The organism is Rhizobium sp. PL01, from assembly GCF_033447125.1.
In the GTDB taxonomy this organism is placed as follows: Bacteria; Pseudomonadota; Alphaproteobacteria; order Rhizobiales; family Rhizobiaceae; genus Pararhizobium.
In genome coordinates, this window is sequence record NZ_JAWQUM010000004.1 from 51,097 (window position 1) to 63,244 (window position 12,148).

At 59.2% G+C, this 12,148-nt stretch carries 8 protein-coding genes; 4 read left to right on the forward strand and 4 right to left on the reverse strand.

Annotated elements, in window-relative coordinates:
* Window positions 1-139: 139 nt before the first annotated feature.
* Window positions 140-400 carry a hypothetical protein gene (locus tag R6X40_RS10695; protein WP_318413354.1) on the reverse strand — a complete coding sequence of 87 codons (261 nt, stop codon included), beginning with the start codon at window positions 398-400 and terminating at the stop codon, window positions 140-142.
* Between the two features lie 554 nt (window positions 401-954).
* On the opposite strand from R6X40_RS10695, the gene R6X40_RS10700 reads away from it, so the two are divergent.
* From R6X40_RS10700 to R6X40_RS10710, 3 genes are all read left to right on the forward strand, one after another.
* Window positions 955-1,431, forward strand: coding sequence for a GNAT family N-acetyltransferase (locus tag R6X40_RS10700; RefSeq protein ID WP_318413355.1), 477 nt, complete (start codon window positions 955-957; stop codon window positions 1,429-1,431).
* A gap of 19 nt (window positions 1,432-1,450) precedes the next feature.
* Complete coding sequence (locus tag R6X40_RS10705; protein ID WP_318413357.1) at window positions 1,451-3,475, forward strand: beta-N-acetylhexosaminidase; 2,025 nt, start codon at window positions 1,451-1,453, stop codon at window positions 3,473-3,475.
* A 600-nt stretch (window positions 3,476-4,075) separates the two neighbouring features.
* A complete protein-coding gene (locus R6X40_RS10710; RefSeq protein ID WP_318413359.1) occupies window positions 4,076-5,863 on the forward strand; it encodes a PAS domain-containing methyl-accepting chemotaxis protein in 1,788 nt (595 codons plus the stop codon).
* Window positions 5,864-5,940: 77 nt separating this feature from the next.
* Here R6X40_RS10710 and R6X40_RS10715 read toward each other — a convergent pair whose 3' ends face one another.
* Window positions 5,941-9,174, reverse strand: coding sequence for an efflux RND transporter permease subunit (locus R6X40_RS10715; protein ID WP_318413361.1), 3,234 nt, complete (start codon window positions 9,172-9,174; stop codon window positions 5,941-5,943).
* 39 nt (window positions 9,175-9,213) lie between these two features.
* On the reverse strand, window positions 9,214-10,434 hold the full coding sequence (locus R6X40_RS10720) for an efflux RND transporter periplasmic adaptor subunit (RefSeq protein WP_318413362.1): 1,221 nt from the start codon (window positions 10,432-10,434) through the stop codon (window positions 9,214-9,216).
* Between the two features lie 187 nt (window positions 10,435-10,621).
* On the opposite strand from R6X40_RS10720, the gene R6X40_RS10725 reads away from it, so the two are divergent.
* Window positions 10,622-11,218: a TetR/AcrR family transcriptional regulator gene (locus R6X40_RS10725; protein WP_318413363.1), complete on the forward strand. Its 597-nt coding sequence runs from the start codon at window positions 10,622-10,624 to the stop codon at window positions 11,216-11,218.
* Between the two features lie 55 nt (window positions 11,219-11,273).
* On the opposite strand, the gene hutC is transcribed toward R6X40_RS10725, so the two are convergent.
* The gene (gene hutC / locus R6X40_RS10730; RefSeq protein ID WP_318413366.1) at window positions 11,274-12,041 is read right to left on the reverse strand and encodes a histidine utilization repressor; all 768 of its coding nucleotides are present in this window, start codon (window positions 12,039-12,041) and stop codon (window positions 11,274-11,276) included.
* Between the last annotated feature and the right edge of the window lie 107 nt (window positions 12,042-12,148).

The following is a 12,148-nucleotide window of genomic DNA, read 5'->3' on the forward strand; positions in this document are numbered from 1 at the left end:
TAGAATGGGCGAAGTTTTACGCAGGTCCATGCAATCCTAGGTCGATTTTGGTAGAAAATCAGGAGAGCCTTCGTTTGGCGCCTTCGCAATGTGTCATGGTTAACCCATCCTGAATTGATGGCCGCCGCCATCCGCAGGCTCAGTCACGAGCCTGGCTTGCGGCGATAGGTTGAACGGTAACCGCGTAATGGACAAAGACGAATTTCGGTTTGGAGGCACCTGCTGTGGCTTTCTGGAGGACAACGACTGTCAGCAAGGGCCAGAAGAGACAGAAAATCAGGCCCGCTATGCGGTGGGGCGACCACTGGCCGCCAGTTCTCTCGCCCTCGATATAGGTTGGAACGAGATAAGCCAGGGTGGTTGCGCCATAAGCAAGCGCCGCAATTTGCAGATTTGACATGGATGGTGCGCTCCTCTTCGATAATGCCGGAATGTTCCTCTCTTCTACAATTTGCGCGAAAGTTGAAGACAAGTCACTGCCGTAATAGGGGAAATTAGTGATTTCTTAACTTAAGGTAAATTTCGATTCCTTTTGTCTGTCCCGTGCCGATGTGCGCAGCATTTACCGCGGCAGGTTCTTGGCTCTTCAACTTACCGCACCAAACCGGCCTGTTGACAGCGTTCGAATTCTCAATTTAGGTTAAGTCAAGCAGATTGACTTAATGGTCGATCGCGAAGCCTTGGGAGGTGTTCGTCACACTGTGATCGAGAGAATTGCGGCCGGCAATAATTTTCCGCATCGGCGAGCGCCTGTTGATGCTGACTGTTTACAGGGAGCGGGGAAACTGGGCTTGTTGATCAAGCTTGGCGAATTCTCGTGGCTCGAAAATCAAACGGGCCGGCAATATTGCCTTGCTTTAGATCACGCAGGATAGTGTGGTGTTCGTTCTCCCATGCCCGCCAGATGCGTTGCGCGCCCGGCCATCACAAATGTCATCACACAGGGTTCAACACATGGATTATCTGGTCAATCTTTCACTGGTTAAGCCGGTTCCAGAACTCAATGCGCGCATGGAAGGCGCCGGCGTCGCCATCAGGCGGGCGCTTGCGCCAGAATTCGAACTGGTCACCGGCTGGGTTCGGGAGAAATTCGGATCCGGCTGGGCGAGCGAGACGGCGGTGACTTTCGCCCGCCAGCCGCCAACCTGCTTTCTGGCGACGCGGGCGCAAAAGTTGATCGGCTTTGCCTGCCATGAATCGATCGCACGCGGATTTTTCGGGCCGACGGGGGTTGATGAGGCAGCGCGGGGCGAGGGTATCGGTCACGCTCTGCTTCTTGCCAGCCTGCTGGATCTGAAAGTGATGGGTTACGGCTACGCGATTATCGGCGATGTCGGCCCGTCGGCCTTCTACGAGCGGACGGTGGGCGCGACGCCGATCCCGAACTCAGCGCCCGGCGTTTACGCCGGTTTGCTCACTAGCGCCGAATGAGAGTTTTCTGGAGGAAAAGATGACGATTGCGACCAAGACCAAATACCAGCTGGAAACATTCTGGGTGCCTGCGGGGCAAGACGAAAATCCCGTCTATACACTGACATTGACCAACAATACCGACCAGCCGCTTGCGGGTTTCAAGCTCTGCGTTTCTGGCCCGGCGCGCATCGATCCGGAAGCGACCGTCGAAGGCGGAAGGCTGTTGAAACGGCTGTCGAACCACTCGGAATTTGCACCGCCGGAAGGTTTCGTGCTGAAGCCCGGCGAGACCTGGACCGTCAAGGCGCATGGCATGAGCTATCATCCCAAGCATTGGACCGACGGCGCCAATGCCGGTTATGTTGTACTCGCCGACAATAATACGGTGCCGGTCAGTGTCGCCCCGACGCGGGCGAAGGGCGACAATGCGGCCCTGACGCGCGGCGCCGTTGTTTATCCGGTTCCGAAGGTAGCGCCGGTGACGGTTTCTGTTGTGCCGTGGCCCAGTGCGGTCTCTGTCTCCGGCCGGTTGGCGCCTCCCGCCGGGCTCGCGCTTCAGGCTGAAGGAAATGAGGCCGAAGCGGCTGCAGACGCTTTCGAAACGCTGACCGAGGCCCTGTTCGCGGTCGAAGGGATTGTCCGTCCCGTGGCCGAGGGCGGATTTCCCGTCTTGCTCGCATCGGCTGGCGATCTTGCGCCGGAAGCCTATCGTATCCGGTTTTCCGTTTCTGGCGTGATCCTTTCCGCCAGTGCGCATGCCGGCTTTCTCTACGGATTGATCACGCTTGGGCAAATCCTGCGCGGAGCGCGGCTTCATCCCGAGACTTTCCTCTTTCCTGCATCCGGCGAGATCACCGACGCGCCGGCACTCGGCTGGCGCGGCGTGCATCTCGATGTCGCCCGGCAGTTTTACGGCACGGCGGAAATCGAGCAGTTCCTGCGGATCATGGCCTGGAACAAGCTGAACCGCTTCCATTGGCACCTGTCCGACGATGAAGCCTGGCGTGTCGAGATCGACGCCTATCCGGCCCTGACCGAGATCGGCGCCTGGCGCGGGCATGGCCTGAAAATCCCGCCGCTTCTGGGCTCCGGCCCGCAGGTCACCGGCGGCTATTATACCAAGACGGCCATTCGCCAGATCGTGGCCTTGGCCAGCGGTATCGGCATAGAGGTCGTGCCGGAGATCGACGTGCCCGGCCATTGCTATGCGATGCTGCAGGCCATACCCGAATTGCGCGATCCGCAGGAGCAGGGCAGCTATTTCTCCGTTCAGGGTTTCCCGGACAATTGCATCAACCCGGCCCGGGAGGAAACTTATCGCGTTCTCGAAACGATCTTTGACGAACTGATCGAGCTGTTCCCGTCGAAGATCATTCATATCGGCGCCGATGAGGTGCCGCTTGGTGCTTGGTCCGGCTCGCCGGAAGCGCTGGCGCGGTTGACCGAGGTCAGTGGCGAGGCGATGGCAACGGCGCATGCCGCCCGTCTCAACGTCATCACCAACACACATGGCGCCGACGAAATCGACGGATCGGGTGCTGCGGTTCTCCAGGCGGAATTCCTGGCGCGCGTGCAGGCTTTCCTTTCCTCGCGGGGCTGCATCACTGGAGGTTGGCAGGAAGCGGCCCATGGCAATGTCATCGACAAGAGCCAGTCGCTGCTGTTCGGCTGGCGCACGGTCGAGGCATCGGCAGCACTTGCAGGCGAGGGCTATGACATGGTCGTTTGCCCCGGGCAGGTCTATTATCTCGACATGGCCAACAGCCAGGCATGGTCGGAACCGGGCGCCAGCTGGGCCGGCTGGTCTGATCCGGAAAAACTCTACACGTTCGATCCCATCGAAGGCTGGAGTGAAGATCAGAAGAAGCACTTGTCCGGTGTGCAATGCTGCATCTGGTCGGAGCCGATGACCGATCGCGGCGTATTCGACCGGCTGGTCTTTCCTCGCCTGTCGGCGCTTGCCGAAACCGGCTGGACGTTGCCGGAGCGAAAGTCCTTTGCCCGCTTTGAGGCACTGGTCGGTTTGATGCCGATCCTTTACGGGATTTACGCAGAAAGCTGATCAGGGCAGGAGCGCGGCAGGCCCTGCACGCGCTCTTTTACCCATGATTGCAGAGTGCGCGCTGCGGTGTGTGGTTCAATATGAAGAATCCTGAAATCAATTAAAGATTGTGCTTTTTGGCGATATCACCGCGAGGCGTTAATGTCGCCGCATTGCACGCAGAGAGACATATCCAAGTGTGCGCGGTCCTCTCAAAATCCTCAAAAAATCGAAATAAAACAGCCCACTGATCGAGAGATGAGACAGAAGGAAGTCGCCTCTTTATGATGGTGTTGAGGATACTTCATGCTTAAAAATTGCTCGAAATATTAATTCTTATTTTAGTAATTATACCAATAGTTGCACTGTGCATTCGAATATTAGAATGTTCGAGCATGACGCTGGATGCACAAGCCGGGAAGACCGGCATGTTCTTTTTCAGAAAAACCTGACCGGCTCTCTGGCCTCCCTTGGATGCGCAGCGATCGCCAGTGCCAGGCTCCACGGCCATAAGAGATATGGAAATACACTGACGTCGCGGCTCTGGCCGGCCGATGCGTGCGCCTATTGTTGCGCCCAACTGGCGCATGGAAATTGAGCAGATGCCGAAGGAGGCGTTGTATGAGCAGGCTTTTCCCACGTTTTGGTGGCGATACCGCAGCTGTTCTGGCTGCGATGCATAAGTCGCAAGCGATTATCGAGTTCGATCTCAGCGGCAATATCCTCAATGCCAATCCCAATTTCTGCGCGGCACTCGGTTACGAACTCCCGGAAATCAAAGGCAAGCATCACCGGATCTTCGTTGATCCAGCTGAAGCCAACAGTATCGAATACCGCGAATTCTGGGCCCGGCTTGGCCGCGGCGAGTTCGACCGGCAGCAGTACAAGCGCCTCACCAAGAGCGGGCGGGAAATCTGGATCGAGGCCTCCTATAATCCGGTGTCCCGTGGCGGCAAGCCTTACAAGGTGGTGAAGTTCGCAACCGACATCACGGCGGTCCGGCAAAAGGCCATGGACGATGCCGGCAAGCTGAATGCCGTGTCGCGTTCACAGGCGGTGATCGAATTCACCCCAACCGGCGACATCCTCACCGCCAACGAGAATTTCTGTGGCGCGCTGGGCTACCAGCTGCAGGAAATTCAGGGCAGACATCACCGGATGTTTTGCGATCCCGCGTATGTACAGACGGAGGAATACCGTCAGTTCTGGGAGCGGCTCGGACGCGGCGAATTCACCGCCAACGAGTTCCTGCGTTTCGGTAAGGGCGGCAAGGAGATCTGGATCCAGGCGGCCTATAATCCGATCGTTGACGACAAGGGAAAAGTCTACAAGGTCGTCAAGTTTGCGACGGATGTGACCGAGCGCATGGGGGCCGTCGGCACTCTGGCGAAGGCTCTGAAGGGGCTGGCCGATGGCGACCTGATGCAAAATCTCGATCGGCCGTTTGTGCCCACCATGGAAAAGGTCCGTCACGACTTCAATGAGGCGGTGGAAAAGCTCCGATTGGCGATGCATTCGGTTGGCACCAACGCCCAGGCGATTGCTGCCGGCTCAACGGAAATCCGGTCTGCTGCCGATGACCTGTCGAAACGCACCGAACAGCAGGCGGCTTCCGTTGAAGAAACAGCGGCGGCGCTGGAGCAGATCACCACGACCGTTGCCGACTCCAGCCGCAGGGCAGAGGAAGCCGGTCATCTGGTTGCCGCAACGCGTGCAAATGCGGAACGGTCCGGAGCCGTGGTGCGTAATGCCATCACAGCCATGGGGCAGATCGAGAACTCCTCCCGCGAAATTTCCAACATCATCGGCGTTATCGACGATATCGCTTTCCAGACCAACCTTCTGGCGCTGAACGCGGGTGTGGAAGCTGCGCGAGCGGGGGATGCCGGCAAGGGTTTCGCTGTCGTTGCCCAGGAAGTGCGTGAACTTGCGCAGCGCTCTGCCAAGGCCGCAAAAGAGATCAAAGCGCTGATCAATACTTCCGGCGAGCAGGTCAAAAGCGGTGTCTCGCTGGTCGGAGAAACCGGCAAGGCGCTGGAAGAAATCGTCAAGCAGGTTCAGGAGATCAACAGCAATGTCGTGGCCATCGTCGAAGGTGCTCGAGAGCAGGCAACAGGCCTGAAAGAGATCAACCACGCTGTCAATGCGATGGATCAGGGCACGCAGCAGAACGCAGCAATGGTGGAACAGTCCACCGCGGCCAGCCATGGTCTGGCCCGTGAGGCGGAAGCCCTGTTCTCGCTGCTTGGCCAGTTCCGTGTCGGGCAGCAGGCCAGCGCGCCCCGGGCCGTGGATCATAATCATCAACCCCGCGCCGTGGCATCGCCTGCGCGCCGGGCAGCAGGACAGGTGATCCGTGCCTTCTCCGGAAATGCCGCTCCGGCGCAGGACAATTGGGAAGAATTCTAAGCCAGTTGCCTGTCTCTGAAACGAAAACGGCGCCGCTGGATTGCGGCGCCGTTTTCTTTTGGTCAGTGCGTAGATGCCTATTCGGCAGCCTCGAGTCCGGGCAGCAGCGGCTGTGCATGGTGCAGCTGCGTGACCGTCGCTGTTTCGGCAGGAGCCGGTTGATGCCCGCTTTTCTTCAGTGGCCTGTTTCCGGTCATTGCACGCACGAGCGTATAGAAGACCGGGGTCAGGAACAGGCCGAACAGTGTCACGCCGATCATGCCAGAGAATACCGCGACCCCCATGGCGTGGCGCATTTCCGCACCGGCGCCGGTCGAGATGACCAAGGGTACGACACCCATGATGAAGGCCATCGAGGTCATCAGGATCGGGCGCAGACGCAGGCGGCTGGCCTTGATGACGGCATTGAACGGCGTCTCCCCTTCGAACTCAAGTTCACGGGCGAACTCGACGATCAGGATTGCGTTCTTGGCCGATAGCCCCACCAGCACGATCAAACCGATCTGGGTGAAGACGTTGTTGTCGCCTCCGGTCAGCCAGACCCCGCCCAGCGCTGCCAGCAACGCCATCGGGATGATCATGATGATCGACAACGGCAGCGTCAGGCTTTCATACTGGGCCGCCAGCACCAGGAAGACCAGCAGGATCGACAGCGGGAAGATCAGCAGGCCGGTATTGCCGGCAATGATCTCCTGGTAGGTCAGCTCTGTCCATTCGAACGTGACACCGGCCGGCAGGGTTTCGGCCGCGATCCGTTCGACGGCAGCGCGGGCCTGGCCGGAAGAATAGCCGGGTGCCGTGTTGCCGTTGATGTCGGCCGAGAGGAAGCCGTTGTAGCGCATGGCGCGTTCCGGACCGGCACTCGATGTGACATTGAGCACCGCCGACAGCGGGATCATTTCGCCGGAGTTGGAGCGGACTTCCAGCTTGCCGATGTCTTCCGCCTGGGCGCGGTAGTTGGCATCGGCCTGCACACGCACGGAATAGGTTCGTCCGAACTTGTTGAAGTCGTTGACATAGACCGAGCCGAGATAGATCTGCAGCGTGTTGAAGATCTCCGTCAGCGGAACATTCAGCTGGCGGGCCTTCGCCCTATCGACGTCGGCATAGAGCTGTGGAACATTGACCTGGTAGCTGGAGAACATGCCGACCAGTTCAGGCGTCGCATAGGCCTTGGCCATGAAGCCTTTCACGGCTGCATCAAGCGCCTCGTAGCCGAGGCCAGCCTTGTCTTCCAGCTGCAGCTTGAAACCGCCGATCGCACCGAGCCCCTGGACAGGCGGCGGCGGGAAGATGGCGCTGAAGGATTCCTTGATGACGCTGAGTTCCTGGTTCAGCCGTCCGGCGATCGCACCGGCCGAAAGATCCGGCGTTGTGCGTTCCTCGAAAGGCTTCAACGACAGGAAGACGATGCCGGCATTGGAGGAGTTGGTGAAGCCGTTGATCGACAGGCCGGGGAAGGCGATGGCGCTTTCGACGCCGGGAACCTTGAGCGAAATGTCGCTGATGCGGCGGATGACTTCTTCGGTGCGGTCGAGCGAAGCACCGTCCGGCAGTTGGGTGAAGCCGACCAGATACTGCTTGTCCTGCGGCGGTACGAAACCGGGCGGGACTGCCTTGAAGAAGAACACGGTGGCACCGACGAGCAACAGATAGACGCCCATCATCAAGGTCTTGCGCGAGATCACGCCCTTGACGCCGGAGCTGTAGGCCCGCGATCCGCGGGAGAAGACGGCGTTGAAACCACGGAAAAACCAGCCGAACAGGAAGTCCATGACCCGGGTCAGGCGATCCTTCGGTGCATCGTGGCCACGCAGAAGCAGAGCGGCCAGTGCCGGCGACAGGGTGAGCGAGTTGAAGGCCGAAATGACGGTCGAAATCGCGATTGTGAGGGCGAACTGCTTGTAGAACTGGCCGGTGAGGCCGGAGATGAAGGCCAGCGGCACGAAGACGGCGACCAACACCAGCGCGATCGCGATGATCGGGCCGGAGACTTCGGTCATTGCCTTGTAGGTTGCCTCGCGTGGAGAAAGACCATCCTCGATATTGCGCTCAACGTTTTCGACGACGACGATCGCGTCATCGACGACGATACCGATCGCCAGCACCAGACCGAACAGACTGAGCGCGTTGATTGAGAAGCCGAGCATCTGCATCACGGCGAATGTGCCGATGATCGAGACGGGAACGGCAATGAGCGGGATGATCGAGGCGCGCCAAGTCTGCAGGAAGATGATAACGACGATGACGACGAGAGCGATGGCTTCGAGCAGTGTGTGGATGACGGCCTCGATCGAGGCGCGCACGAACTGCGTGGTGTCATAGACGATCTCGTAGTCGACATCCTGCGGCATCGATGCCTTGATTTCTTCCATGGTCGCACGAACCTGGTCGGCGATCTCGATCGCGTTGGATCCGGGTGCCTGGAAGACGGGGATGGCGACAGCCTGCTTGTTGTTGAGCAGTGAGCGCAGTGAATATTCGGCTGAGCCAAGCTCGATGCGGGAGACATCGCGCAGGCGGGTGATCGCGCCGGTTGGGCTCGTCTTGATGATGATTTCGCCGAACTCCTCCTCGCTCTGCAGGCGTCCCTGTGCGTTCACGGAAAGCTGCAGGTCAACGCCCTGCGCATTTGGTGACGAGCCGATCACGCCGGCAGCAGCCTGTACGTTCTGGGCACGGATTTCATTGACGATATCGGAGGCGGAGAGGCCCAGCTGCGCCATCTTCTGCGGATCCAGCCAGATGCGCATTGAATAGTCACCGGAACCGAACAGCTGGACCTGGCCGACGCCATCGATGCGGGCAAGCCTGTCCTTGACGTTGATCAGCGCGTAGTTGCGCAGATAGGTCATGTCATAACGGCCTTCAGGCGACGTCAGGTGCACGACCATCATCAGGTCCGGGGAGCTTTTGATGGTGGTGACACCGAGGCGGCGCACTTCTTCCGGCAACCGTGGCTCGGCCTGGCCGACGCGGTTCTGGACAAGCTGCTGTGCCTGATCGGGATCAGTGCCGAGCTTGAAGGTCACGGTCAGCGTCATCAAGCCATCGGTGGTCGCCTGGCTGCTCATGTAGAGCATGTCCTCGACGCCATTGATCGATTCCTCCAGCGGCGTCGCCACGGTCTCGGCGATGACTTTCGGGTTCGCGCCCGGATAGTTGGCGCGAACGACGATTTGCGGCGGCACGACATCGGGATATTCCGAGATCGGTAGGATCGTCATGGCGATCAGGCCGCCAAGGAAGATGATGAAGGAAAGAACGCCCGCGAAAACCGGGCGATCGATAAAGAACCTGGAGATATTCATGGCGTGATCCGCCCTTGTGCTGAAGTGCCGGAGAAAGGCTTAATTGGTGGCGGAGGCCTGTTGCTGCGGATCGGCCGCCGGCTTCATGGAAACCATTTCTGGTGCCACGAGCGCGCCGGGGCGGATGCGTTGCAGGCCGTTGACGACGATGCGCTCCTGAGGTTTCAAACCGGCAGTTACCACCCGCAGGCCGTCGGACTTCATGCCGACGGTGATCTCGCGGTATTCCGTGGTGTTGTCCGGCTTGACGACCATGACGTATTTCTTGTTCTGGTCGGTGCCGATGGCGCGTTCATGAACCAGCACGGCGTCTTCGGACTTTGCTTGCCCCATGCTCAGACGGGCAAACTGCCCCGGCATCAAGGCGCCATTGGCATTGTCGAACACAGCGCGGACACGGATCGTGCCGCTCTGGGGATCAACGCTGTTATCGACCAGTTGAAGCTTGCCGCTGACGTCAGACGATCCGGCAACGTCCATGCGGACCGGCACGCGATCGATGAAGTTGCGGGCATTCACGCCTTCGGGCAGTTCGGCAAGGATGCTGGAGACGATCCGCTCATCGGCCTCGAAGCTGGCATAAATTGGGCTCAGGGATACCAGACGGGTAAGGATCGGCGAGGAGGGTCCGGCGGCGATCAGGTTGCCTGCGGTGATCTCGATCTTGCCGACGCGGCCGGTGATCGGAGCGCGGATTTCGGTATAGCCGAGATTGAGGGCTGCCGACTGCAGCACGGCACGCGCGGCGCCCAGATCTGCTTCGGCACTTGCCAGACCGTTCATGCGTTGATCGACTTCGCTTTGCGACACGGCGTTGGATGCGAGTAATTGCGTGCCGCGCTTCAGCTCGACGCGAGCCAGCGATGCGCGTGCTTCGGCGGCGGTAACGCTGGCTTGGGCGCGGGCAACCTCGGCCTGATAGGGGGCCGGGTCGATGGCGACGAGCAGGTCGCCCTTCTCGACGATCGCGCCTTCCTGGAAGTGGACCGACTGGATGGCACCGGCGACACGGGAGCGCAGCTCGACATGATCGACCGCTTCGAGGCGGCCTGAGAACTCGCTCCATTGTGTCACGGACTTCGCTTCGACGACGGCGACGGAGACAGGGATGGCGACGGGCGCTGCGGTCGAGGCATCGGCCGCGTTGCCGCTGCCGGCCGGGCTTCCCAGCAGATCGAAATAGATCGTCGGCGAAATGGTTGCGACCGCAAGGACGAGGCCAGTGGTGAGAAGCTTGGTTTTGAAAGTTCCGAATGACATGGCGGTTATCCTGAATTTCTGCCCCGGGTGGTGGGCTGCTTTGCGTCCATCGTGGGAGGCGAAGGATTTGGGCGAGGGTTGCATTGACGTTCAATACCGTTCGGTATAGAAATAAGTTCTGAAACCGATCTGTGTCAATCGAATTGTGTACCGATCGGTATAAAAAAATTCGGGAGGGCCCCACCCTATGGGACGGCCAAGAGAGTTTGATGTCGATGATGCCCTGGAAACGGCGATGGAGCTGTTCTGGCGAAAGGGCTACGAGGGCACGTCTCTAACAGACCTGACTGAAGGCATGGGCATTACCAAGCCGAGCCTCTATGGCGTCTTCGGCAATAAAGAGGGCCTGTTTCTCAAGGCCTTGGAGCGCTACGAGCGCACCAAGATGAATTTCTTCCATGAAGCTTTGAAAGAGCCGAAGGCGCGTGATGTTGCCGAAAAGATCCTGAGAGGTTTTGCCGAATCACAAACGGCGGAAACCGGTCCGAGCGGCTGTCTAGGCATCAATGGTGCGCTTGCCTGTAGCGAAGCGGCCGCCGAAATCCAGAAATGCCTGATCGAGAACCGGCAGCGCGGCGAGCGTGACCTGGGCAGGCGGTTCGAGCGCGCGGCGAAAGAGGGCGATCTGCCTGCCGGGCACGAGCCTTATGATCTTGCCCGGTATGTCATGACGATTTCGCAGGGGACCGCCATTCAGGCGGCTTCCGGTGCGGACCGGCCGGCGCTTTACCGCGTCATCGATATGGCGCTGCAGTTCTGGCCCGAAACCGTCGCGCAGAATTGAATCAAGCGGTTACCGAAGTTCCATATACAACATGGCCAGTGTTTTGCTGCTCCGCTCACTCGTCCGTCATCTTTCCGCTGCGTGATTCCAGCCGATACCGGTTGCCGGGGTAGACCAGCCGGGCAAAGGAGACGACGCGTTTCGACGACCATGTGCGGCGGCGAATGAGCAGGCAGGGCTCCGTGCGAAGGATAACCAGCAGTTTACATTCCCATGGCTGGGGCATGGCGGCTTCGACGATATGTTCAGACCCGCTCAAGGGGGCTTCCGCCGTCAGATAGGCATTCGGTGTCCGTGCCGTGAAGTCCTGTTCCAGGTAGCCTGGTGCTGCTTCCGGATTGACGAAACGGTCTTCGATCTGAACTGGAACGCCATTTTCGCTGTGGACGATCAGCGAATGAAACACCGGTGCGCCGATCGGCAGTCCGAGTGCATCGGCGACGTCCGGTGCGGCCGTCTCCTGCGCAAGAACCACCACGGATGCCTGATGCGTATGGCCTCGCTCGTCGATTTCCTCGGCTATGTTGCGGACTTCGAAGAGTTCGGAATAGCCCTTGCGCTCGGCAACGAAGGAGCCGACGCCCTGGATGCGGACGAGCTCGCCTTCGCTCGCCAGTTCCCGTAGTGCCCGGTTGGCAGTCATCTTGCTGACGCCCAGTTCGGCGACCAGTTCATTCTCCGATGGGACCCTATGCTTCGGTGGCCATTCGCCGCTTTGAATACGGTCGAGGATCATCTGCTTGACGCCTGCGTAAAGTGGGGACCCGTCATTGTCGCTGGAGTCCCATTTTAACGGAGCGTTCTGGTCGTTGCTTCGTTTCATATGCTCATTCCTTGGGCGGAAATAATTTTGCATTCAAATGCGGCCACGTACTTGCATACCATAAAAATTAGCATATGGTACCATATACAACATGGATGTTCAGGGGC